This is a genomic window from Leptotrichia sp. oral taxon 417 (assembly GCF_013394865.1).
Classification (GTDB): Bacteria; Fusobacteriota; Fusobacteriia; order Fusobacteriales; family Leptotrichiaceae; genus Leptotrichia; species Leptotrichia wadei_A.
Window position 1 is genome coordinate 491,729 of record NZ_JABXYV010000001.1, and the last position, 24,751, is coordinate 516,479.

The window sequence follows — 24,751 nt, forward strand, 5'->3', positions numbered from 1 at the left end:
TCAAAATTTTTGTATAATCATATTGCATTTAAAATAATGAGTTTTAAAATTATTGAATAGTATGGAGGTAACATTTAATGTTAAAATTAAGATTGACAAGATTAGGAAGAAAAAAAGTTCCTTTTTATAGAATAGTAGCTATGGAGGCTTTATCTAGAAGAGATGGGAAAGCTGTTGCTTACCTTGGAACTTTTAACCCGCTTGTTGAAGATGACAAACAAGTAGTATTAAAAGAGGAAGAAATCTTGAAATACTTATCAAACGGTGCTCAACCAACTGAAACTGTTAAAAGTATCTTAACAAAAGCAGGAGTTTGGGCTAAATTTCAAGAAACTAAGAAAAAATAGTTCTAAAAATTCTTGATTCATAATTTATTTTCCATTTTTTGTTGTACTAACAAGGGATTTTGGTCTTTTGTTAGTACAATTGAGATGTAATTTTCATTTGAGGTTTGAATATTGCATTTCAAAATATTTGTCCTAATTTAGGGCAAATTTTTTTAACAAAAAGATAGCAAGAAGTCGTAGGCTTTCTATAAGTGGGAGATGAATTGCTTTTTTTGTATAAAATATCGAAGAGAAATCATTAATTATAAAATCTCTAAGCTTGTTAGAGATAACAAGAAGTTCATAAGAGAACTGCGTAAGTAGTAGCGTACTTATGTGAACGACGCTTCCCGCTGTTGTGGGGTTTTAAAAACTTTAAAAATATTTAAAAAATATTACTTTTTAATAGATAAAATGTAGAATATACGGTATAATATCTCTGATGAAAAGGAGGTGATATCTATGTATTTAACTTTAAAACAACAGGTAAAACATCTTAGTAAAAAGGAGTTTAGAAATTTAAAATATTTGTGCCATATAGCTAAGAATTTAAAGAATCAGGCTATATACAATGTTAGACAATACTATTTTGAAAATAAAAAGTATTTAAGTTATAATGAAAACTATAAAATGCTTAAAAATAGTGAGAACTATAAGAAGTTAAATTCTAATATGGCTCAACAAATTCTAAAAGAAGTAGACGGAAGTTTTAAATCATTTTTTGGACTTTTAAAACTTGCTAAAAATGGTCAATATAATTTTAAAGATATAAAATTACCTAAATATCTTGCTAAAGATGGATTTACAACTCTTGTTATAGGTTTTGTTAGATTAAAAGATGATATTCTGATAGTTCCTTATTCAAATTCATTTAGAAAGACACATAAGGAAATCGCAGTAAAACTACCACCAGTATTAAAAGACAAGAAGATAAAAGAGATTAGGATAATACCTAAACAACATTCCAGGTACTTTGAAATTCAATATACTTATGAAGTAGAAGAAGTTCAAAGGGAATTAAATGAAAACAATGCACTAGGAATTGATTTAGGTATAGATAATCTTTGTACTTGTGTTACAAATGCTGGAGTTTCATTCATAATAGATGGTAGAAAATTAAAATCAATAAATCAATACTATAATAAGATAAATGCAAAATTGCAAAGCATTAAAGATAAGCAAAAGATTAAGCGGACAACATTAAGACAAAAGAGAATAGCTAGAAAGAGAAATAATCGTATAGAAGATTATCTTTCAAAAGCAGCAAGAATAATTGTAAATTATTGTCTTAATAATGATATAGGAAGAATAGTTCTAGGATATAATGAAGATTTTCAAAGAAAATCAAATATAGGGAGTATAAATAATCAAAATTTTGTAAATATACCATATGGAAAATTAAGAGATAAATTAATATATCTATGTAAACTATATAGAATAGAATTTAAACTGCAAGAAGAGAGTTATACATCAAAAGCAAGTTTCTTTGATGAAGATGAAATTCCAATATATGATAAAGAAAATTCACAAAAATATATATTCAGTGGAAAAAGAATAAAAAGAGGACTATATCGAACAAGTAAAGGCTATCAATTAAATGCAGATTGTAACGGAGCATTAAACATATTAAGGAAAAGTAAAGTTGTGGATTTAAGTATCCTATACAATAGAGGTGAGCTGAACACGCCTAAAAGAATAAGGGTAGTGTAAAGCTATCAAACTTCTTAGAAAATTTTTGAATATTTTTAAAGATTTTAGAACCCTGCGACTTTAGTCGTGGGAGGTTCAGTGGATAAACCTTAATTATGAAATAGAATTTATATAAAAATTAAAAAAAACACTTGAACTTTTTTGTTTTTTGGTATATTATTAAATGTCTAATGTTATTCTATGTTTAAGAACAGATTTCAAATGAAATACTATTTTCATTTAAATAATGGATATGCTAAGTTTCACTTGGTATAGAAATTATTTTTTTGTGCTTAACATTAGGCAAAGTTTAGAATAAAAGGAGTTAGAATTATGACGAATAATTTAACAGTTTTAAAGAAGGATTTGAAGTCTTTTGCAAAAAGAGTGAAGGACTTTAAATATACAGAATCAGCCCTTATAACTTTTTTATTAACTGGATTAATCGAACTGACAGGAGCTTCGTTTAATCTTTTTTCGGCTGAAAATGAAATCCAGGCGCAAACAAAGGCAATCAACACGTCGATAACGAACTTGAAGAGTGATTTCAGGTTTGCACGGCATGAAAATGATAAGTTGCTTAGAAAGACAAACTTGGAATTAGTTAAGTTAATGGAACAAGGAGATCACGTTGTAAAAAGCCCATGGAGCAGCTGGCAATACGGAATAAACGGTTTCTACAACAGCTGGCAAGGTTCATACAAAGGTCGTGGAGACAAAACTGCCGACTACAAATACGAACGTGACAAAACAATGAGCAAAACCAAATACGAAGCATATCCTCACACTCTTTACGGAAACACAACAGAACTAGGATTAAAGCAAGAGCCAAATGCCTCAATCCCAGTATCAGCAACACTTAATCCGTTGATACCAAAAGTAAAGCATGCTAATGTATCAATGGCTGTGGACATAAGTGAGTTGCCTTCATTTACTCCAAGAACGGTTACACCTCCAACAGCTCCGACTATTTCACCAGTAGGAGAAATTAATGCTCCTAGTTTTTCTTTGCTGGCAATGTCAGCTGGAAATTATGGAGAGGATTATTATGATAATGCAAATGCAACAGGAGGTGGTGTAATTGATGGTGGAGTTATCATAAAAAGTGGAAGTTTTTTAGCGAAGAGAACTCAGAATGACACTGATGGTACTAGAGGTTTCTACGATTATAGTTATAATAATTATAATGTAAAAAATGTTTTTAATCTTAATGCACACTGGACACCATCCCCTGCTGTACCATTACCAATGACTTCTGATAATCCAGATCCATCAGTACAACCTCTTTATCGTGGAGATGAAATTACTTTAAACAGAAATTTAACAAAGACTAAGGCAAAGACAGGTTTTTTACGTATGGTAACGGATAATGGATGGGGTGGTTCTGGACATGAACAAGGAGGGACCCTAGTAAACAATGGTGGAAAATTTTTGTATACTAAGGCTTTTAATGACCCTAAAGGATACGTAAATGAATTTGTTCATCTGGATATGCACGGAGGAGCTGACTTTACAGATCAAAAAAGCAGACTAAGTGGCGAATTAGGAACAACTTCACCAGAATATCTAGCCTTTGATGATGTAACAGCAATTGCTAATAAAATATCAAATAGCACACAAGGACAGACTTTTATAAATTCAGGAACATTTGTAATTGAAGGTGGAAATGTTGCTTTTTCTAATAGTTATGATCATGCTGAAGGAGATGCAAGTACAGTTGCTGCTTCTGTTATAAATACAAGTAAAGGAAATATAACAGTACATCCGTATACTGGTAGTGAAGGGACATACGATTCTAATTCAGCAGTATTTATAGTTTCTCCTTCAGTTGTAGGAAATGGGAATCCACAAATTTTGTATAATGCTGGAACAGTAAATCTGTATAATAAAAAATCAGCAGTTTTTTTCTTAAATCCAAATGGAGATTTTACTCGTAATCATAGAAATAATAATGCTTATGGAGGACCTTTTGATGCTAAATTATATTGGAGTGGCGGTTATCCTGTTCCTGCTGGCCATATTTATGATGATGATGAAAAAAATCCTAGAGAAATAACGATAGTTAATAGAAATAAAATAAATTCATACGGTGAAGAAAATGTAGGAATATATATAAAAACAGGAAAATATGTAAGTTCTGCAAATCTTGATTTTAAGACAAAATCTTCAAATGGAGATTGGGCACCGATGACTATGTATGGAGATAAAAGCATAGGGCTTTATGTCCCAATTGATAAGACTTCAGTAGAAATTGTTCATTTAAATCCAAATAAAGCTTCAGGTCCTGTTATAGGAAATTTTGCTGTTGATATAGGAGAGATTAGTGGAAGTTCAAAAGAAATTTATGAGTCAAAAACTGCTGCCAGTTTTTCAAATATTGATGCTGAAACTACTGCTGGTACTCTAAATAAATTCACAATAAATAATGATAAATTTATTGATAATTCTTACGGTATCTTTGCTTCTACTGCTGTTGACTTTGAAACGCCGACAATCACAAGTAAAAATATAGAAAATGGACATCAGATACGACTTTTTAAAAATGTAAAAAATAGTATTGGAGTATTAACAGGAGATGACACTACAATTAAACTTGGAAAAGGGAAAATTGCCTTAAATGGCGGATTCGACAATACTGGTATTATTGTTGGTGGAACTGATACTGCGGTAGCTGGAGCTACAAGTACAGATGGAAAAGTTACAGGAGATGTTATCACTATTGATGGTGATAGTAGAAATGATAGAGGAAATAGAGCAATTTTTGCGGGAAATTCTGCTAATAATGAAGTTACTGTAAATGCAGTTGTTTCAACAGATGCTACTAACTCAATAACACTTGTTGCAGATAAAGGAGCAAAAATTACTGTAAATGATAGTGTTACTGGTACAACTCCTACGATAATTAATACTGGTGTTTCAGGAGCACCAACAAAAGCAGGAGTTGAGATAACAGGATCAGAGTTCCATCATGATACAACTCGTGTTAATTCAGATCTTACATCTAAAGACAATGTTGGGGCTGCTTATGCTAGTGGAGGCGGAATAATAAATATTAACCGTACTTCAAGTACAAAACCAACAAGTATTGCTAATATTTCCATAAAAGGTGGAACAGATCAGCAAAGTAAGAAAAAAGTAGGGTTTGGGCTTTTTGCTGATGGAAATAATTCAAAAATTAATGCCCAATATAACTGGATAAAAGTAGAAGATGGTTCAACTAATGTGGCATCATTAAATAAAGCAGAGATTGACTTGAAAGGTGCGACTGTTGAATATAAAGGTGAAGGATATGCACTTTATACCGATTCTACAAGTAAAACTTCTGGTGCTATTGATATGACTAGTGGTAAGTTAATATTGTCTGGAAAAGCAGTTGGATATGTTAGAGATTTAAATAGTCCACATACATTAACTTTTAGTAATACAGACCTTGAAATAAATTCAGATGATGTTATAGTATCTGATTTAAGAAATACTGGTGGGACAGTTACTGTAGATGTTGAAAATAATCCTTCAAATAGATTAAGAGATCAACTTTTAGGAACAGGTTTAAATCCAGTAACTTCTGCTACAGGTGCTACAAGATATAAATATGCAGTTGTGGATAATGCTCAAATTAACATAAAATCAGCTGTTGATAAAGCAAGTAGTATAACGGATTCAGATAGTGAAGTGTTTTCTAAAAGATTTTTGTATCAAAACTCTAAGATTGATGTAACGGCAGCAGGTTCTGTTAAGGCTGAACTGGATGATACGCAAATGAAGGCGATAGATGTTAATCTTAAAACTCCTGTTGGTCTTGCAGTAACGGCAAGTGCACAGACAAAGGATAATGATACGACAGGAATTAATAATAGTGGTACGGTATCGGCTGATAGAACGGTTGGATCTGATAGAGGTGGAATTGGTCTGTATGTAGATTACGGATATATTAATAATAATGCTGCAGGAACTGTAAATGTTGAAAAAGGGACAGTAAATAATCCAAATGACAAGGCTATTGGAATATTTGGAACAAATAGCACGAAGATAGTTAATGATGGAAAGGTAAATGCCGGAGGTAAAAAATCAATTGGTATTTTAGGGCTTTCTTATAGAATTGACTCAAAAACAGGGCTTGCAATAGATCCAAAAACTGAAACGTATTACGACAATGTGACTACACATTCTGGACATTCATTTGGAGTTGTAGATGTTGAAAATGGTGCGACTGGTAAGATTACGATGGATAATGATGGAGCAGTTGGAATATTTGTTAAAAATAATAGTAATGATAAAAGTTCTGGAAATTATGTTGTAACAAATGCTTCTGATAGAAAATCTAAAACTGATACGGTTGGTGTAAATAAAGGTGAAATCACGATTAATGGAAATGACAGTTCAGTTGGAATGGGAGCGAATAACGGTATAATTACTAATGCTAGCAGCGGTAAGATTAATGTTAACGGTACTAAGTCGGCAGGAATGTATGGAACGAATGATTCTGAACTGGTAAATGCTGGGGAAATTAATGTTGCGGCGACTTCTGCTGGAAATGAATCTATTGGAATGTATATTGATGATCAGGTTTCAACTATTGCAAATACTGGAAAGATTAATGTTGGAAAATCTTCTTATGGAATTTACGGAAAAGATGTCAATATGACTGCTGGTGAGATTAATGTGGCTGATGACGGGGTTGGAGTTTATTCGACAGGTCCAAGTGTAAACCTTTCAGGTGGAAAGATTGATGTGGCAAATAATAACTCTGTTGGGGTATATATTGCAGATGACAGCAAGAATCCGCAAGCGACAACAGTTACATCATCTGTTGACATGAAGGTTGGAGATACAGATTCGTTTGGATATTTGATAACGGCTTCAAAGGCTAAGACAGACTTGACAATAAATCCAACAGCAAATCCTGTTCACGTTGGGGAAAAATCAGTGTATGTTTACTCTGGAGCGCCACAAAGCCTGGGCGGAAAGATTGTGAATAAATCAGATATTGTAATGGATAAGAATAATGGATATGGAATTTATTCTTCACAGGATGCTGAAAACTATGGAAATATTGACTTGAGAGCAGGTGTTGGAAATATTGGGATTTACTCTACGCAAGGAAACAGCAAGAACTTCGGAGTAATTACAGTAGGTCCAAGTAATGTGACTAGCAAGCAATATGGAATCGGAATGGCGACTGGATATTACAATGAAACTACAAAAGTCGCAACAAATGAAGGAACAATAGAAAATCATGGAACAATTAATGTTTCAGATGATAACAGTGTTGGAATGTATGCTGCGGGATCTGGCTCAAAGGCAATTAATAGAGGGACTATTAACCTGAGCGGAAATAATACGACTGGAATGTATATTGACAGATTTGCGACTGGGGAAAATTATGGAACTATTCAGACAATGCCTACTGCAAATGGAGCAGGAATAAAGGGAGTAGTTGTAGCGAATGGAGGAGTAATTAAAAACTACGGAACAATAAATATTGTTGGAAACAAAAATATTGGTGTGTATGCATTCAGAGGAGATGTGACAGATCCGAATTATGTGCCTTATGAAGCGCATGGAACTGGAAACACTTCAACAAGACCTTATGTGGAAGGAACAGCGACTGACCAGAAAGTGACAGGGAAAGCGATTGTAAAAGTTCCGCCTGCATCACTGCCTAGCCCAGTTTCAATTTCAATAGACGGTGTAGATGTGGCGCCAGTAAAAGTTGATACAAACATACCTTCGCCAGAAGCTCCAGAAGTGTTGATAACTGACTTGTCAGGAGTAACAAGACTGAATCTGGAAACAGAAAAGATGGATCATAATCACACACATTCAAATGGGGAAATATCAACTATCGGAATGTATGTTGACACATCAGGAATAAATTACACAAATCCTATTCAAGGATTGAATAATTTATCTGGACTGACAGATGTTGACCTGATAATGGGTACGGAAGTTACTAAATACCTGAATGCAAAAGCGATTCAAATTGGAGATAATATTTTGAAGCCATATAACGATGCATTGGCAAGCGTTGTATCGACAGGGGTTACATTGAATGTAAATTCAGCAAGCCTGACTTGGATAGCGCAGCCGGTGGAATCTGGAAACATAGCTGCTCCGATAAAAACAGTATATATGGTAAAAATACCGTATACGGATTTTGCAAGCAAAAACGATGTTGACACAGAACATTTCCTTGATGGTCTTGAACAAAGATACGGAGTTGAAGATATCCATTCAAGAGAAAAACAAATTTTCAATAAGCTGAATGACCTAGGAAAAGGTGAACCGCACATATTTGCACAGGCTGTAAATGAAATGAAAGGTTACGAATACTCGAACACTCAGCAAAGAATAAATGCAACTGGAAATGCGCTGGACAAGGAATTTAAATATCTATGGAAGGACTGGAGAAATCCATCTAAGCAAAACAACAAGATAAAAGTGTTTGGAATGAAGGATGAGTACAAGACAAACACAGCCGGAGTAATTGACTATGACAGCAATGCCTGGGGAGTTGCCTATGTTCACGAAGATGAAAAAGTTCAGATGGGTAAATCAAGCGGATGGTATGCAGGAGCAGTTACAAACAGATTCAAGTTCAAGGATCTAGGAAAATCAAGAGAAGACCAGACAATGGTAAAACTTGGAATCTTTAAGACAATGTCGCCAAGAAAAGACTACAACGGAGCACTGCAATGGACAGTCGCAGGAGACATCTTTGGAGGAATTAACAATATGCACCGTAAATACTGGGTTGTAGATGACACATTTGAGGCGAAGTCTACATACAGCTCTTATGGAGCGGCCTTGAAAAATGAATTGGGATACGACATAAGAATGAGCGAAAGAACACATTTGCGTCCTTACGGGGCATTAAAGATGGAATACGGAAGATTTAACGACATAAAGGAAAACTCTGGACAAATGCGTCTAGAAGTTAAAGGGAACGACTACTTCTCAGTAAAACCTGAAGCAGGACTGGAATTCAAATATATTCAGCCATTGGCAGTAAGAACTCAGTTATCAGTAGGATTGACAGCGGCCTATGAAAATGAAATTGGCAAGCTGAATAAATTGAACCAGGCAAGAGTAAGATATACAACGGCTGACTGGTATAACTTGAGAAGTGAGAAGGAAGACAGAAGAGGAAACGGTAAATTCGATCTTAACATAGGTGTAGACAACACAAGATTTGGTGTTACGGTAAATGCCGGATATGACACTAAAGGAAACAATGTTAGAGGAGGAATCGGATTCAGGGCTATTTACTAATTCTGGATTACTTTAAAAACAGAACAATATTAGGATTTTATGGCAAGGGGGAAAGTTTCTCCTTGCCTGTTAAGACTGATAGAGATTTTATTATAAATTTTTATGAAAATAGTACAAAAACTCGTGATTAAAAGCGTAGAATAAATTGTGCTATTTTTTATTTATAGAAAAATGTCGTAGACTAGCCATAGGTTGTAGAATTTGCGGAAATAAGAAATCCTACAAAAATAAAAAAACATAGTAATTAGTTTAGAATGATTATGAAATAAATATTATAAAAATTTGTTCCTATTTTTAAAAGGGGGTTTAGCATTAATTTTGAATAGGTTCAAGCATACTTTACAAACTGCCAAATTTGAAGTATAATAAAAAAAATTAAAGAAAGGTTGATAACACAAAGAATCTTACTTCTTGGCAAAAAATAAATAAAAAAATGAAAAACGATAAAACAAAAATAAATGAAATTTTAGAAAAAATTTTTAATATGAGAACAATTAATAAGAGAATAACAAAGGAATCTTTAAATCAGAATAACGAAAAACTGAAAAAAATTTATGAATTACTAGGAAAGCCTTGTGAAAATAAGAAAATTGTTCATATTGCAGGGACAAATGGAAAAGGTTCAACAGCAACATTTTTAGAAAATATTTTTTTTGCAGCCGGATATTCGGTTGCTAAATTTACTTCACCGCATATTTTACGATTTAATGAAAGAATTTTGGTAAATAAAGAGATGATTTCAGATGAGGATGTTGTGAAATATTGTGAAGCTGTTATGAATGTTCTGGAAGAAAATGGATTGCAGATAAATTTTTTTGAAATAGCAACTTTCGTAGCCTTGCTTTATTTTAAAGAAAAAAATCCTGATTTCATATTTCTGGAAACTGGGCTAGGCGGAAGATACGATGCCACAAATATTGTAAAGTCAACAATAGCAGCTATAACAAATGTGAGTTTTGACCATGTCGCTCTTTTGGGAAATTCACTTGAAAAAATTGCAGATAGAAAAGCCGGGATTATAAAAAATGGGCAGCTTTGTATTTATGCTCAGAATTTGGCTGAACTGGAAGAGGCTGTGAAAAGGGAAACAGATAATTCGGTAAATATTTTGGAAAAATATAAAGGTTTTCAAGTTGAATTGGATAATCAAAATTATAAGACAATTGTGAAAATTGTTGAAAATGAAAGTTCTAAAGAATCTGGAAATATTGAAAAGTCTGAAAACATTGAAAAAATTAATAATAATAAAAATAATTTAGAAAAAACATTTGTTCTGCCACTTTTTGGAAAATTTCAAGCAAATAATTTTTTAATTGCCTATGAGATTGCAAGAATTTATGGAATTAGTGACAAAGTTATTCAAAAGGGGCTTGATGAAATTTCATTGGCTGGACGGTTTGAGATTTTTTCAAAAAATCCTGCAACAATTTTAGATGTCGCTCATAATGATGATTCTGTAAAGGTCTTGACAGAAAATTTGAACGAACTTTTTAAAGATGATGAAGTGATTTTTGTTCTTTCGGTACTCGGAACAAAGGATATTGCAAATATTTTTAAAAGAATCTTGGAAAAAAATTATAAAATTTTCATAACTTCCCTGAAAGAAGTTACTTATGGGCTATCTGCCGAAGAAATAAAGAAAAATCTGGAAAATTCAAATATTTCTACAAAAAATATTATTTTTGAAGATGATATTTTACAGGCTTATAATCAGGCAAAGGAAATGGTTTTGAAAAAGGATAATTCGTATAAGGCGATTGTAGTTTGTGGATCTTTTTATGAGATTGCGAAGTTTAAAAAATTGTTTTTGTAATATTTTTTTCGTAAAATAGTAAAAAAATAAATTATTAGGCAGATTTTTTAACAAATTTGTGGAATAGAAAATTTTAAATAATATTGTTTAATAGGGGGTTAATGCCCCTTATTTTTAAATAAATTAAAAAAAATTAATAAAAATATTATCTCTCTTTTATTTTTAAAAAAATATGTTATACTTATAATAGGGAAAATGTACTTTGATAATAAAAGTTTAATATTAAATCTTGCTTAGTGGTCATAAATTTTAGTAGCTAGAAAGAACAGATTATAAGTTAAAAAAGAGGAAAATATGGAAAAATATGCTATGTTCAGAGGAAAAGTTGTGGATAAGTGGTATGATTTTGACAAGAGGGCTCATTATCATATTGTGGCTGTGGATAAAAATGGGAAAAAGTATGATTTGGCAGTTAATATTGGGAGTATTTATGAGAAGAAAAATGAGATTATTTCTTCAAATTTGAGGGTATACTACAGGAAAAATTATTTTTGTGAAGAAAGTGTGATTTCTAAGATGCTGTTACAGGAATCTGGAATTACAGAATGTGATAAAGATTTGTGTTTGGATTATGTAAGAATGAAATTGTTTCCGCATAATGAAATGATTCAGATGAAGGGATTTGATGAGAAACATGTGTATTTGACGGAGATTATTGAAAAATATGTTGAAAAGGCTAAAAATAATGATAATTATGAGGTATTTGCATTTGGAAGGCTTTATGCTAATGGGAAAGGGCTGCATGATATTCACTTAAATCAGGAGAGTACAGGTAAATTTAAAAAAAATGATGCCAAGTATTCAGATGGAGGATTATTTTTTAGAAATAGACAAAGTAATAGAATTATAGCCATATTTATTGCATTTGTTACTCAAAATCCAGATAAAAGCATTTAAAAAAGGGGAGTGTGATAAAAAATGCCTATAAAAATAAAAAAAACTGATGAAACGAAACTTAAAATGAAAAGGGAGGACTTCTGGAAATATATTTTTATTTCACATGAAAGGGCTAAAAATAATAATGAATTTACAGATTATTTGATAGATATTCTATCTAAAAAAACAGATGAAGAAATTTTTGATTTTGAAATAATTACTGTTGAGTTGATGCAGGAGAGCTATAACGAAAAGTTATGGTGCGCTTCGTATCTTGTAAATGGTGATACTGCGAGCTGGAGCTTTGATTTTTTCAGACTTTGGCTTATTTCACAAGGGGAAAAGATATTTTATTCAATTATGAAGAATCAGGATAATTTGTCAGAATATATAAATGTATCATTTGAAACAAAATTAATGACAAACTATTTTGAAAATGAAAATTTTGCTTTTATTTCAGCTTATGCCTTTGCCAGAAAAAACGATTCACATGAAATTTTAAATAAAGAAAGTTATAAAATTAATGATAAAACTATTTTTAGGGATGATTTTATTGATAATTATAATAAAAAATTAAATGAATACAAAAGAAAAATAGGCTATATAAATAAAAAATATCCAAAAATAACATTTCACTGGTGTACACAATTTCCAAGCAGCATGAAGGAAGTTTGTCCAGCTTTGTTTAAAAAAATGTATTTTTAAATTTAATAAAAAATTAAAATGATTGTTAAAAAAGTAACAAAAATTCTTCTTAAAGGTTGAAATATTAACAAATATGTTTTAAAATATATGTAAATAAATTTTTAAGGAGGCAAAAAAATGAAAAGTTTAAAAAATGATTTTTCTTTAATGTCAAGTTTGTTGATACCAGTAGCGGTAGCTATTAATTTTACAGGATTTGGGCTTGTTAAATTACTGCAAGTGCCAATATTTCTTGATTCAATTGGAACAGTGTTTATCAGCCTTATAGCAGGGCCTTGGGTTGTAGTTGTAACAGCTGTTATTACAAGTTTAATTACGGGAAGTTTTTCTCCTGAATATTTTGCATTTATACCAGTGGCGGTAATTATGGCGCTTACTATGGGATTTTTAGCGAGATTTAGAATGAAAAATATTGTAATAAAAACATTAGTTTGTGCATTTTGTCTTGTATTTATTGCGATAGTTGTATCTGCACCAATAATAGTAATGGTTTATGGTGGAAATACTGGAAATTCTACATTTGGAGTAACTGCGTTTTTCCTGGCAACAGGTCAAAATATTTGGACAGCCGTTTTTAGTACGAATTTTATTACAGAAACAACCGATAAAATTATAACAGCAATAGTTGCAATGGCAATAATTAAGGCAATGTCGCCTAGATATTTGATAAAATTCAAATATGGAGAAAATTATATAAATAATCAAAAAGGATAGAATATAAAAATAATAAAAAAAATAAGGAAAACAAATAAGTTATGAAAAAAGATTTTTTTAAAAAACTTTACCCGCTGACAAAGCTATATTTGGCTTTGGCATTGATAATATCAGCATTTATTATTCCAAGTCACATCTATGATTACTCAATGATAATAATTTGTGGAATTATAGTTTCTTTCGAAAATAAATTAAAAATTTACAGTAAAAGAATATTTTTAAGTTTATTCTGGCTTTTTACAGCGATATTTATTATTCAAAGCCTTTTTATACCAGCAGGTGAAGTTTGGTTAAAGTTTGGATTTATTTCGGTTTACAAGGAAGGAGTAATGAAGGCTATAGGTTTAACATCTAAACTAACGGCGATTGTAAGTGCTTTAACAATGCTGACTTTAATAACTCCAGTAAAGGACTTTACTCTTGCACTTGAAAAAAAGGGATTAAATCCAAAAGCTGCATTTATTTTAATGCTTACTTTGCAAACAATACCAGAAATGAAAAAGCAGGCAGATGTTATTATGGATTCACAAAAGGCAAGGGGAATTGAAACTGAAGGAAATGTCTTTGTCAGGGCAAAAGCGCTAATTCCCATATTTATTCCACTTGTACTTTCTTCCATTGCAAATACAGAAGAGCGGGCAATTACATTAGAAGCACGTGGATTTTCTGTTGGAGAAAAGAGAACAATATTATACGATATTAAAGAAACAAAAAATGATAAAATAATGAAAGTTATACTGGCTATTTTTATAGTTTTGAGTATTGTTTGGAGGGTTTTATGGGCTATCTTAAATTAGAAAATGTAAACTATAAGTATCCATTGGAAGAAAAAAATACTTTGCAGAATATAAATATCGAAATAAAAAAAGGTGAATTTTGGGCTGTAATTGGAAAAAATGGAAGTGGAAAAACAACACTTTGCAATATTTTAAGAAGATTTGTGCCTGATTTTTACAAAGGCGAACTAACAGGGAAAATAACTTTAGAAGGCAAGGAACTAAAAGATTATAGCCAAAAGGAAATTGTCCAAAAGATCGGATTCGTTTTTCAAAACCCATTTACCCAAATTAGCGGTGTTAAAAATACAGTTTTTGAAGAAATAGCTTACGGATTGGAAAATCTAGGAATAGAACGTGAAACAATAATTTCAGAAGTGGAAAAAATATTAAAGCTTCTTGAAATCGAAAAACTTCGTGATAAAAATCCATACAATTTATCTGGCGGTCAAAAGCAAAGAGTCGCCCTTGCCTCAATCATCGCAATGAACCCCGATATTCTCGTTATTGATGAGCCAACTTCACAGCTTGACCCAAAAGGAACGGAAGATATTTTCAAAATTATAAATTTAATGGCAAATGAAGGAAAGACAATAATTCTGGTTGAGCATAAACTTGAACTTATTGCAGAATATGCCGAAAATATTCTTGTTCTTGATGAAGGAGAAATAATTTTGAGCGGAAAAGCGAATGAAGTTTTAAATAATAAAATTTTGCTGGAAAAAGAAATTGGGATGACACAGTATTCGATGCTTGCCTATGAACTTGAAAAGGTGGGAAAAGCTAAATTTGAAGAAATTCCAATAACTAAAGAAAAAGTAATAGAGTTGTTAAAAAAGTAAAAAAATTGATAAATATTTTGAAAATTTACGAAAAAATATTCTAAAGCAAGGGGTTTCGACCCCTTGTTAAATTTGACAAACTTGAAGAAGGAGCTAATTATGAGTTTTATCACTGTAAAAAATTTAAGTTTTAAATATCCAAATGGAACTGAAAATGTACTTAATAATGTTTCACTTGAAGTTAAAAAAGGAGAAAAAGTTGCAATTATTGGGCAAAATGGAGCTGGGAAAACGACATTGGTAAAAATGTTAAATGGACTTTTAAAGCCAGTAAGCGGAGATGTGATTGCAGATGACTGGAACACAAAAGATTACACAGTTGCTAAAATGAGCCGAAAAGTCGGATATGTTTTTCAAAATCCAATGGATCAAATATTTCACAATAATGTCTATGATGAAATAGCCTTTGGAGCAAAAAAATTAAAATATTCTCCTGATGAAATAAAAAAAATGGTAGAAAATGCCATAAAATTAACAGAACTTGAAAAATATCAAAGGGAAAATCCATATAACTTGCCATATTCACTGAGAAAATTTGTTACAATAGCCGCAGTAATTGCAATGGGATCAGATGTCATTGTAATGGATGAGCCGACAGCAGGACAGGATTTTAAAGGAATGAAAGTTTTGCATAACTTAATTGATGAACTTCAGAAACAGGGAAAAACAATTATTACAATAACTCACGATATGGAATTTGTAGTAAAAAATTTTGACAGGGTAATCGTAATGACAAATGGAGAAGTTATCGCTGATGGAGATAAACGTGATATTTTCTGGCAATTTGACACTTTGGAAAAAAGTATGGTGAAACAGCCGTATATTAGTGATTTGGCTAGGGAAATGGAATTGGAAGGAAAGGTTTTATCTGTAGAGGAATTTGTGGAAAACTATGAAGACATGTGTTAATTATTTTGAGATGAAATAAAAAATGATATGAACTATAGTAAAACTGATTTAAAACAAAACTCAAAAGTTAGGGATATTTTACTTAAATCCTAAATTTATATGATTTTTAATAGTTCAATTTTGAATATGTTTGAGTATAAAATAATCAAAATTTTAATTTTAAAAAATAGATAAAGTAAATAAATAATCTCAAATTTCTTATATTAACCTATGAGAAATTTGAGTTGTTCCTAAAATTTTTATTTTTCCATCAATATCTGAAATTTCAAAAAGCAGTCTATCATCAATTTTTTCATTAAATTTATTTTTTTCTTTTATTTAAAATATTTAATTTTGAGGAATAAGTCCTAAAGATTTTTCCATTTCAATTGTTCTATTTGTATCGTTTCTATAAATAACACCTAACTTATAATAAAGATTTTCTTTTATTTTTATAACTCTCCATCTATAATCTTCTTTTTCAATTATAAAATGCTGTCCTTTTTCATTAGATAAAGTTACTTTTATTTTTGAATTTTTCAAGTTATATGTTCTTTTATAATCCCACAAAATTTCAAAATAATTTGTAGAATCTAAAATCCATTTCTTCACATCTTCTGTATTTTTAAGTTTTTTCCCATTTACATAAAGTTCTTTGCTATTTGAAATAATTTTCCTAATTTCTTTTAAATCCCTAAAATAACTTGGCAACTGAAATATATTTATACTAATTGTGATTATTACAATTAAACAAGTGGATACACAGCCTATCTTTAAATAAAAAATTTCCTTTTTTAACTTTTCTTTTCGTAAAATTTTCTCAAAATCTTCAGCTTCTTTATTTTCTTTCTTATAATCATTTACAAAATCCTTTTTTGTTTTCAAATAAAACTTTAAAATTCCAAAAATAATTATTAACCAAATAGATATAATATTTTTACTAATTTTTAAAAATCCTATTGTAATTGGAAGAATTACATACAATAAACTATCCATTAAAATAAACAACCGTCTTTTTCTATTTTCTTTTTTTAGTTTGTGTTCATCATAGATATACATATTCTTTAACCTCTTAATATTAGAAATATTCTTTCAAATATTTTACAATATTAACCAAAATTTTTCAAACTAATTAATAAATTTTTTTGTGGGAAAAAATGGACATATGTAAATAAAAAACCTTTTTCCTCCTGCAGATATTATTTGAAGTTTTTTCGTAAAATTTTTAATGACATCATTGTAAAATTTATTTTAAAATGTTATTATAAAATAAAAAGATACAAAAATTATGAAAAAGGAGAATATTTTTATGTTGTATCCAATGAAATTTAAAAAATTTTTTGTGGAAAAAGTGTGGGGTGGACGTGAATTTGAAACAAAATTGGGAATGAAGCTGCCTGAAGGTAAGAAAATTGGTGAATCTTGGGAAGTGTCGGCACATCCGCATGGAATGGGTATTGTGGAAAATGGTGCTTTAGCTGGGCAAAGGCTGGATGATATTTACAAGGAGTATAAGGGGGAACTTACAGGAAAAAAGGTTTATGAAAAATATCCAAATAAATTTCCGTTACTTATAAAATATCTTGATGTAAATGACAGACTTTCAATTCAAGTGCATCCAAGTGATGAAGTTGCCTTAAAAAAACATAATGAATTTGGGAAAAGTGAATCTTGGTATATAATAGAGGCAAGTGATGACGCTACTTTAATTTTAGGAATGAAGCCTGGAGTTGCGAAGGAAAAATTTTTGGAAAAAGTGAAAAAAAATGATTTTGATGGATTATTTGAAGAAAAATCTGTAAAAAAGGGTGATTTTATTGATATTACGCCAGGAACAGTTCATGCTTCACTAAAAGGGAGCGTAATTTTTGCAGAAATTCAGCAAAATTCAGATGTTACTTATAGAATTTATGATTTTGACAGAATTGATAAAAATGGAAAGAAAAGGGAGCTGCATTTGCAGGATTCGGCTGATGTAATTGATTTTGGAAAGGAAGTGGAAATTAAGAATACTGATTTTGATGAATCTGAAAATGAGAAAGATATTTTGAGAAAGAATATTATAGAAAAAGAATATTATTCGATTGATAAAATAAGATTTAATGGTTCTTTTGAAGATGTAAATAATGAAAGTATGACAATTTACTCGTTCCTTGAAGGAGAAGGGAAAATTGTGTGGGGAGAAAATGAAGAACTTTCGGCTAAAAAGGGTGAAACAATTTTAATTCCTGCTGGAATTAAGACAAAAACTGTTGGGAAGTTTGAGATTTTAAGAACAATAATTTAAATAAATATGGGCAAGGATTCTAGTATTCTTTTAGGCAAAAATTAGATGATTTGCCTTGTTTTTTTAGTGGGAATATGTTATTCTAATATTATACGAATGACATTTTTTAACAAAAAAATAACAAGAAGTCAAGTATTGAATTTTATAAAAAGGAAAAAAAAAGTGAAAAGAAGGATTTTATTGTTTGGAATAATGTTGGGAACTTCATCTTGTGGAATTATTAGTGGAGTTGGAAGTGTAGTAGGAGGAACTATAAAGGCTGCTGGTGGAGTTACAGGAGCAGTTATTGGAACAACTGGGAAATTAATTGGAGGTATTATTGGCGGAAGTAATGGAGAAATTAAAGCTAAAAATACAAAATATAAATTTTCAGATGCAGAAGTGGAAATAACTGGTGGAAAGACCATTGTTACAGGAATTTTGACACATAATGGAGTGACTAAAAAAAATTTGACCATTGAAATTCCATGTTTTGATAAAAATGGAGCGAAAGTAGGAGATGCTGTAGATAATATCAGTTCACTTGCAAAAAATGAAAAATGGGAATTTCAGGCGACTCTTAATACGAATGAAACCAAAACTTGTAAATTGAAGGATACGTATATTTATGAGGGAAATACAAATATGATTATCGAAGGCAATGATGAAGATAATGACAATATTAATAATGTTGAAGAAAAATAAAATAGGAGGGAATAGTTAATGATAGGAATTATTGGGGCAGTGGTTGAAGAGGCTGAAGCGATAAAAAAGGAAATTAAGGAAATTAAGGAAACTGTGATAAGTGGAATATCTTTTTTTACTGGGAAATTTAATGATAAGGATGTTGTTTTTGTACAATCTGGAATCGGGAAGGTAAATGCTGCGATTACAGCGACTTTATTAATTGAAAAATTTAAAGTGAGTGAAGTGATCTTTTCTGGAGTGGCTGGGTCATTGGATGAAAGATTGAAAGTTGGGGATGTTGTTATAGGGCATGACATTGTTCAGCACGATGTTGATGCTACAGCATTTGGATATAAAATGGGACAGATTCCGCAAATGAAGGAATGGGCTTTTGAATCGGATAAGGAATTGGTTGAAAAGGCTGGAAATATAAATGATTTTGATCATCGCATATTTTTTGGAAGAATTTTGACAGGAGATCAGTTTGTAAGTAAAAAGGATGTGAAGATTCGGCTTGGGAAGGATTTTGAAGCACTTTGCGTGGATATGGAAAGTGGTGCCGTGGCTCAAGTCTGCACAAGATTAGGCGTGAAATTTTTAATAATTCGTTCAATTTCTGATTCAATCACAGATGAGTCTGATATGGAATATGAGACTTTTGTAAAATTGGCGGCCAAAAATTCTACCAGAATATTAAAAGAGATTACTTTATAATATAAAAAATAGAATGTTTTAAAATAGGAAGTTGTAAAAAAAGTTATTTAATACTTGCAAAAAATTTGTTTGTATAATAAAAGTTAAGATTTTTTGTAAAAAGTAAATAAAAATAAGGAAATGAAGGGAGAAAAATATGAGTTTTCGATTAAATCCGTTTAAAGTTATGAGAGCTGTGGGAATTGTTGCAATTGTAGTTTATGGAGCAGTGCTTGTTACGGGATATAAAAAGTCAAAGGTAAATACGACTGAGAGCATTACAAAGGATATGAAAGTAAGAAATAAGAATTTTTATAATTCAAAGGATTATAAAAATAACCTGACTTTGCCAAAGCAAGTTGTGGAAAATAACAATGAAACAGTTGCAAAGGAGATGGAGCAGGCTAAACCGGCAGAAACTGTAGATTTACAAAAGAATTCTGCAAATTCTAATAAACAGAAGACTGATGCAAAAGCAGCAGATGAAGCTAAAAAAAAGGAAGAGCAGGCAAAATTAGAAGCGCAAAAATCGGAAATGCAAAAAGTGGCTCAACAAAAAGCGGCTGAGCAAAAACGTCAGGAAGAGGCAAAACTTGCAGCCAGACAAGCCGAAATAAAAAAACAGCAGCAAATAGAAGCGGTAAGAAAGGAACAGGCGGCGGCACAGGCAAGAGCAGAAGCGGCAAGACAACGTGCAAAAGAAGAGGCAGCTAAAAAAGCCAAAGAGGAAGCGGCAAAAAGAGCTAGAGAAAATGCAAAAAAACATCAAGGGCCTAAAAAGTACATTCAAGTGGCTTCAGTAACAACAGAAGCTTCAGCAAGAGGAATAGCAAAAAGGCTTGGTGGAAACTTTTATTATAAAAAAACGACTGTAAACGGTAAAACAGCTTATGTAGTAATGTCAAATATGACAGACAATCCTAATACATTAAAAGCTATGGAAAATCAAGCAAAAAGAGCAGGTGGCGGTTATATGATCCGTTCAGTTGGAAAATAGGAAGAATAAAAGTTTTTGAAAATAAAAATAAACTTAAAGAATGGAATAAAGTAAATTTATGAATAAAAATTATAAAGGAAACATTATACCAAAAGAGATTGTAGAAGAAGTAAAGATTGCTAAAAGTATCATTTTGACGGCACATGTTAATCCTGACGGAGATGCGCTCGGTTCAATTTTGGCATTTTATTTTATGATAAATGAATATTGCCAAAAAAATAATATTGAAAAGGATGTAAAAATTATTATTGATGACAAACTTCCTAAATATATGCGACATTTTGAAGATACAAAGTTAATTTGGAATTATGAAAAATTTTGTGATGAATTTAATAAAGATGCTCAAAATAGTAAAAAATTTGATTTGTTTATAAGTTTAGATTGTGCAAATGAGGAAAGATATGGAAAGTCTGTAGAAATAAAGAAATTAAGTAAAAAGTCAATCAATATTGATCATCATGTAAGCAATACTGAACATGCTGATTTTAACTATGTGGAGGATATTTGCAGCACAAGTGAGCTTTTGTATCAATTTTTAGAAATTTTTGATATTGGATTGACAAAAAAAATTGCTGAGTATATGTATCTTGGAATAATTAACGATACTGGAAACTTTAGGCATGACAATGTTACAGAATATACTTTTCTTGTTTGTTCAAAATTAATTGGAGCAGGCGTGAATAATCACAAAATTGCCAATATTATTTTTGAAGTTAGTGAAAAAAAGGTTGAATTAATTGGTGAAGTTTATAAAAATAAAAAAATTAATGAAAAATATAAGTTTGCCAGTTATTATTTGACCCAGGAAAAAATGAAGGAACTGGGAATTGAAAAGGATGATACAGATGGTACGGCGGAAATGCTTTTGAGAATTGAAGGAATGGAAATTTCTCTGTTTGTAAGAGAAAATATTGATGGTTCTCTAAAGGGAAGTTTTCGTGCAAATGATAAATATGATGTAAATAAAATAGCTTCAATTTTTGGTGGCGGAGGACATATAAAAGCCGCTGGATTTAAGACAGATTTATCTTTTGAGGAAATTTTAGAAAAAACATATAAGGAATTAGAAAAATAAATTTAAATAAAAAATTTTAATTTGAGGATTTGAGGAAAGGAGAGTTCAATGGTTGATTTTAATATGTTTAATTATTTAAAAATAAAGGGTTTCTCAAATAATCAGCTTGCAGCGAATTTTCAAGAAATTGAGAAGGCTAATCAAAATATTAATGAAATTTTGGAAAATAATCCAGATGCTGTTTTGAAAAAAATAGAATATAAATATTTAGATAAGGAAAAAAAGCAATTACAGTTTGAAATTAAAATAGAGGTTGTGGATAAATAGTGAAAAATAAAATAAAAAGAATAGCAGTAACTTTATGTTTGGGAGTAATGGTAAGCTGTTCATCGGTTGGTAAAAGAACAGTTCCAGATTCAGCAGTCGTTTCAAGAGATGTAGTTGTAGATAATAGTATTGCTGAAATAAAGAAAAAATTTAGTGAAGATGTAAAATCAGAAAATGTTGGGCTTTATAAAAAGGGATTTAGAAACTGGAAGGTAATTTTATATGGTAAACAGGCATATTATCAGGTATTTGTAACAGAAGACGGTAAAATTGTCTCTAGTGAAAGATTTGAATATAAATAATATTTTTAGCAAGTATTCTAAAGAAAGGGGGCAAGACCCCCTGTGGAAACAAAAAATTAAGTTATTGAACAGGTCTTATTTATTAATGAGTTCCATTTTTTTATTTATATGAAGTTAAAACTTTTTGCTAAATCTTATTAAAAAAGAAATTTATATTTTCTTTAAATTTTTATTTGTTATTATTTTCATTATTATCTTCAATTTTTTTTGAAGATTCTAAATTGTTGAAGACATTAATTAAGCTGTCTGAATCAACATCATAGTAGATGTCATCATTAAAATAATTATTTTCTTCTATGTTAGAATTTTCTATTTTTCCAATTTCCTGATCAGCATTATTAGATTTTTGTGATATATTTTCTAGAATATTTTGAGAAATATTATCGGTACTTTCTTCGTTATTTTGAACATAAGGGCTTTGATTTTGAGATTTCTCTTTTTTCTCCTTTTTGGCTTCTTTATTTTCATCAGCATCATTAATTATGAAAATCGAGTCAAAAATTACAAAAAAGTCATTAATTGCAGAACTTTCCTTTTCTGTTTTTAACATAAGAATAGTACCTTCTAATAAAGCAATTAAAATCCTTGCTATTGTTTCAGGGACAATCTTATCATATTTTTCAGGAAAAGCATATTTTAATGTTGTTATAAAAAATGAAAATCTAAGTTCGATTTTTTTGTATGATTTTACAAGCTCCTCACGGATATTTTTGTTAATATCAGATAGTTCAAGAGCTAGATTTCCAAGCGGACTTCCTCCGTGAAATTTGTTATTTTCAATGTTTTCAAAATATTTTTCAAAAAAATAGTGAAATTTTTGAATTGACAAGTCATCTACATTATTGTTGAAAAAATTTATAAGATTTTCAGTATGATATTTTATAACAGCAATAAGAAGTTCTTCCTTGCTGGAAAAAAATTTATAGAAAATATCATTAGGCATTTCACAAGCCTTAAAAATATCGGTTAATTCCGTGTTTTTGTAGCCTTTGTAATAAAAAAGCTTTGCACTTTGCTGTATTATAAAATTTTTGCTATATTTTTTAGTCATTAAATTTACCTCTTTACAGTATTTTGTATATATTTTATAATTTAATTTGAGGATTGTCAATAAAAATAATTAAAAACTATAAATAAATAAAAGGATGTGATTTTATGAAATACAATTTTGATGAAATTATTGACAGAAAGAGCAATCATTCTGTAAAATACAATGAACTTATAAGAAAATTTGGAGTAGATGATGTAATTCCGCTTTGGATTGCAGATATGGACTTTAAGACAGCGCAGCCCATAATTGATGCTCTTGAAAAAAAAGCTCAGCATGGAATTTTTGGATATGTTTACCGTCCTGACGAATATTTTGAGTCATTTATAAATTGGCAAAAGAGAAGATTTGGATGGGAACCAAGAAAGGAACTGCTTAGTTTTAGTATTGGAGTTGTTCCGACATTAGGATCGTTAATACAGCTTTTTTCTGAAAAGGATGACAAAATTTTAATACAGACGCCTGTTTATTCAGAATTTTATGATATTAGTGAAGATAATGCAAGACTTATTATCGAAAATAAATTTATTGAAAAAAATGGAGAATACTCACTTGATTTGGAAGATTTGGAAAATAAATTAAAAGAAAATCCAAAATTGTTTATTTTCTGTAATCCTCATAATCCTTTAGGACATGTGTGGACACATGAAGAATTAGAAGCAATTGGGAATTTGTGCATAAAATATAAAGTTCCTGTAATTTCAGATGAAATTCATGCTGACTTGACATTGTGGGATAACAAGCATATTCCAATGGCAAGTGTCTCTGAAGAAATTAGACAAAATACGATAACTTGTACTTCGACAGGAAAAGCCTTTAACCTTGCTGGTCTTCAAAGTGCCACAATAATTTTCAATAATTTGGAAGTAAAAGCCAAATTTGACAGATTTTGGAAGGATTTGGAAGTTCATAGAAATAATCCGTTTAATTTGGTTGCTACAATTGCGGCCTATTCTGATGGTGGAGAGGAATATTTAAAGCAATTAAAGAAATATTTGGAAAATAATATTTTATTTTTAAATAATTTCTTTAAGGAATATATTCCAGAAATTACGCCAAATATTCCGCAAGCAACATATTTAGTATGGCTAGACTGCAGAAAATTATGTGAAAAGTTTGGATTTAATCAGGAACAGCTTGAAAAATTTATGCTGACAAAGGCAAAATTGGGATTAAATGAAGGGCGAGTATATCAAAGGGGATTAGAAGGCTTTATGAGATTAAATACAGCTTGCCCTAGAGCAGTTTTAGAAAAAGCGTTAAATCAGTTAAAAGATGCAATTTCAAATGAAAATAAAAAATTAAAATAAAATAATTTTATTAATAATTACATACACCTACACCTTAATAAGTAACTACAAAGGAATAATTAAGTAATTTCTATTTATTAGCCTGTATAATTACAACATACAATTATGACAATACATGAAAATTATAAAAAAACCGATTGTTATGATGGAATAGAAACGAAAAAGTAAATATATGGACAATTTTATAGTTGTTGCCACTTATAAA

20 protein-coding genes are annotated in these 24,751 nt (G+C 30.5%); 18 read left to right on the top strand and 2 right to left on the bottom strand.

Features of this window, described 5'->3' with window-relative positions; all coding sequences use genetic code 11:
* Positions 1–77: 77 nt before the first annotated feature.
* The 10 genes from rpsP to HW276_RS02545 all read left to right on the top strand — a co-directional run bounded on the left by rpsP (position 78) and on the right by HW276_RS02545 (position 15,922).
* Positions 78–347, top strand: coding sequence for a 30S ribosomal protein S16 (rpsP, locus tag HW276_RS02500; protein WP_018450552.1), 270 nt, complete (start codon positions 78–80; stop codon positions 345–347).
* 441 nt (positions 348–788) lie between these two features.
* Positions 789–2,036, top strand: a complete 1,248-nt coding sequence (locus tag HW276_RS02505) for an RNA-guided endonuclease TnpB family protein (protein ID WP_178937291.1) — start codon at positions 789–791, stop codon at positions 2,034–2,036.
* 312 nt (positions 2,037–2,348) lie between these two features.
* On the top strand, positions 2,349–9,287 hold the full coding sequence (locus tag HW276_RS02510) for an autotransporter-associated N-terminal domain-containing protein (RefSeq protein WP_178937292.1): 6,939 nt from the start codon (positions 2,349–2,351) through the stop codon (positions 9,285–9,287).
* Between the two features lie 433 nt (positions 9,288–9,720).
* Positions 9,721–11,100, top strand: a complete 1,380-nt coding sequence (locus tag HW276_RS02515; RefSeq protein WP_178937293.1) for a folylpolyglutamate synthase/dihydrofolate synthase family protein — start codon at positions 9,721–9,723, stop codon at positions 11,098–11,100.
* Between the two features lie 294 nt (positions 11,101–11,394).
* Positions 11,395–11,997: a DUF2278 family protein gene (locus HW276_RS02520; RefSeq protein WP_178937294.1), complete on the top strand. Its 603-nt coding sequence runs from the start codon at positions 11,395–11,397 to the stop codon at positions 11,995–11,997.
* Positions 11,998–12,018: 21 nt separating this feature from the next.
* The gene (locus tag HW276_RS02525) at positions 12,019–12,681 is read left to right on the top strand and encodes a DUF4240 domain-containing protein (RefSeq protein WP_178937295.1); all 663 of its coding nucleotides are present in this window, start codon (positions 12,019–12,021) and stop codon (positions 12,679–12,681) included.
* Between the two features lie 117 nt (positions 12,682–12,798).
* Positions 12,799–13,395: an ECF transporter S component gene (locus tag HW276_RS02530; protein ID WP_178937296.1), complete on the top strand. Its 597-nt coding sequence runs from the start codon at positions 12,799–12,801 to the stop codon at positions 13,393–13,395.
* Positions 13,396–13,436: 41 nt separating this feature from the next.
* Positions 13,437–14,192 carry an energy-coupling factor transporter transmembrane component T gene (locus HW276_RS02535; RefSeq protein WP_178937297.1) on the top strand — a complete coding sequence of 252 codons (756 nt, stop codon included), beginning with the start codon at positions 13,437–13,439 and terminating at the stop codon, positions 14,190–14,192.
* Positions 14,174–15,013, top strand: coding sequence for an energy-coupling factor ABC transporter ATP-binding protein (locus tag HW276_RS02540; protein WP_178937298.1), 840 nt, complete (start codon positions 14,174–14,176; stop codon positions 15,011–15,013). Before HW276_RS02535 ends, HW276_RS02540 begins: the two co-directional genes overlap by 19 nt.
* 99 nt (positions 15,014–15,112) lie before the next feature.
* Positions 15,113–15,922: an energy-coupling factor ABC transporter ATP-binding protein gene (locus HW276_RS02545; protein ID WP_178937299.1), complete on the top strand. Its 810-nt coding sequence runs from the start codon at positions 15,113–15,115 to the stop codon at positions 15,920–15,922.
* 327 nt (positions 15,923–16,249) lie between these two features.
* Here the strand turns inward: HW276_RS02545 and HW276_RS02550 are convergent, their stop codons facing one another.
* Positions 16,250–16,897, bottom strand: coding sequence for a hypothetical protein (locus HW276_RS02550; RefSeq protein WP_255460291.1), 648 nt, complete (start codon positions 16,895–16,897; stop codon positions 16,250–16,252).
* A gap of 313 nt (positions 16,898–17,210) precedes the next feature.
* Here HW276_RS02550 and HW276_RS02555 point away from each other — a divergent pair, with 313 nt between their 5' ends.
* The 7 genes from HW276_RS02555 to HW276_RS02585 all read left to right on the top strand — a co-directional run bounded on the left by HW276_RS02555 (position 17,211) and on the right by HW276_RS02585 (position 22,188).
* Complete coding sequence (locus tag HW276_RS02555) at positions 17,211–18,188, top strand: type I phosphomannose isomerase catalytic subunit (RefSeq protein ID WP_178937301.1); 978 nt, start codon at positions 17,211–17,213, stop codon at positions 18,186–18,188.
* A 162-nt stretch (positions 18,189–18,350) separates the two neighbouring features.
* Positions 18,351–18,872 (top strand): FxLYD domain-containing protein, encoded by a 522-nt coding sequence (locus HW276_RS02560; RefSeq protein WP_178937302.1) that lies wholly within the window; start codon positions 18,351–18,353, stop codon positions 18,870–18,872.
* A gap of 18 nt (positions 18,873–18,890) precedes the next feature.
* Positions 18,891–19,568 (top strand): 5'-methylthioadenosine/adenosylhomocysteine nucleosidase, encoded by a 678-nt coding sequence (locus HW276_RS02565; protein WP_178937303.1) that lies wholly within the window; start codon positions 18,891–18,893, stop codon positions 19,566–19,568.
* Positions 19,569–19,704: 136 nt separating this feature from the next.
* A complete protein-coding gene (locus HW276_RS02570) occupies positions 19,705–20,544 on the top strand; it encodes an SPOR domain-containing protein (RefSeq protein ID WP_178937304.1) in 840 nt (279 codons plus the stop codon).
* Positions 20,545–20,602: 58 nt separating this feature from the next.
* Positions 20,603–21,619 carry a bifunctional oligoribonuclease/PAP phosphatase NrnA gene (locus HW276_RS02575; protein WP_178937305.1) on the top strand — a complete coding sequence of 339 codons (1,017 nt, stop codon included), beginning with the start codon at positions 20,603–20,605 and terminating at the stop codon, positions 21,617–21,619.
* Positions 21,620–21,667: 48 nt separating this feature from the next.
* Positions 21,668–21,886 (top strand): hypothetical protein, encoded by a 219-nt coding sequence (locus HW276_RS02580; RefSeq protein ID WP_147003015.1) that lies wholly within the window; start codon positions 21,668–21,670, stop codon positions 21,884–21,886.
* Positions 21,886–22,188 (top strand): hypothetical protein, encoded by a 303-nt coding sequence (locus HW276_RS02585; RefSeq protein WP_178937306.1) that lies wholly within the window; start codon positions 21,886–21,888, stop codon positions 22,186–22,188. The genes HW276_RS02580 and HW276_RS02585 overlap by 1 nt, the downstream gene beginning before the upstream one ends.
* Before the next feature lie 169 nt (positions 22,189–22,357).
* Here HW276_RS02585 and HW276_RS02590 read toward each other — a convergent pair whose 3' ends face one another.
* Positions 22,358–23,239 (bottom strand): TetR/AcrR family transcriptional regulator, encoded by an 882-nt coding sequence (locus HW276_RS02590; protein WP_178937307.1) that lies wholly within the window; start codon positions 23,237–23,239, stop codon positions 22,358–22,360.
* A 104-nt stretch (positions 23,240–23,343) separates the two neighbouring features.
* Here HW276_RS02590 and HW276_RS02595 point away from each other — a divergent pair, with 104 nt between their 5' ends.
* Complete coding sequence (locus HW276_RS02595) at positions 23,344–24,546, top strand: MalY/PatB family protein (RefSeq protein WP_178937308.1); 1,203 nt, start codon at positions 23,344–23,346, stop codon at positions 24,544–24,546.
* Positions 24,547–24,751: the final 205 nt, after the last annotated feature.

Coding starts and splice junctions, on each gene's coding strand:
- HW276_RS02540 (WP_178937298.1), top strand. CDS start 14,174: ATGGGCTATCTTAAATTAGAAAATGTAAACTATAAGTATCCATTGGAA.
- HW276_RS02525 (WP_178937295.1), top strand. CDS start 12,019: ATGCCTATAAAAATAAAAAAAACTGATGAAACGAAACTTAAAATGAAA.
- HW276_RS02515 (WP_178937293.1), top strand. CDS start 9,721: ATGAAAAACGATAAAACAAAAATAAATGAAATTTTAGAAAAAATTTTT.
- HW276_RS02575 (WP_178937305.1), top strand. CDS start 20,603: ATGAATAAAAATTATAAAGGAAACATTATACCAAAAGAGATTGTAGAA.
- HW276_RS02595 (WP_178937308.1), top strand. CDS start 23,344: ATGAAATACAATTTTGATGAAATTATTGACAGAAAGAGCAATCATTCT.
- HW276_RS02570 (WP_178937304.1), top strand. CDS start 19,705: ATGAGTTTTCGATTAAATCCGTTTAAAGTTATGAGAGCTGTGGGAATT.
- HW276_RS02505 (WP_178937291.1), top strand. CDS start 789: ATGTATTTAACTTTAAAACAACAGGTAAAACATCTTAGTAAAAAGGAG.
- HW276_RS02545 (WP_178937299.1), top strand. CDS start 15,113: ATGAGTTTTATCACTGTAAAAAATTTAAGTTTTAAATATCCAAATGGA.
- HW276_RS02510 (WP_178937292.1), top strand. CDS start 2,349: ATGACGAATAATTTAACAGTTTTAAAGAAGGATTTGAAGTCTTTTGCA.
- rpsP (WP_018450552.1), top strand. CDS start 78: ATGTTAAAATTAAGATTGACAAGATTAGGAAGAAAAAAAGTTCCTTTT.
- HW276_RS02530 (WP_178937296.1), top strand. CDS start 12,799: ATGAAAAGTTTAAAAAATGATTTTTCTTTAATGTCAAGTTTGTTGATA.
- HW276_RS02550 (WP_255460291.1), bottom strand. CDS start 16,897: ATGGATAGTTTATTGTATGTAATTCTTCCAATTACAATAGGATTTTTA.
- HW276_RS02555 (WP_178937301.1), top strand. CDS start 17,211: ATGTTGTATCCAATGAAATTTAAAAAATTTTTTGTGGAAAAAGTGTGG.
- HW276_RS02580 (WP_147003015.1), top strand. CDS start 21,668: ATGGTTGATTTTAATATGTTTAATTATTTAAAAATAAAGGGTTTCTCA.
- HW276_RS02520 (WP_178937294.1), top strand. CDS start 11,395: ATGGAAAAATATGCTATGTTCAGAGGAAAAGTTGTGGATAAGTGGTAT.
- HW276_RS02565 (WP_178937303.1), top strand. CDS start 18,891: ATGATAGGAATTATTGGGGCAGTGGTTGAAGAGGCTGAAGCGATAAAA.
- HW276_RS02535 (WP_178937297.1), top strand. CDS start 13,437: ATGAAAAAAGATTTTTTTAAAAAACTTTACCCGCTGACAAAGCTATAT.
- HW276_RS02590 (WP_178937307.1), bottom strand. CDS start 23,239: ATGACTAAAAAATATAGCAAAAATTTTATAATACAGCAAAGTGCAAAG.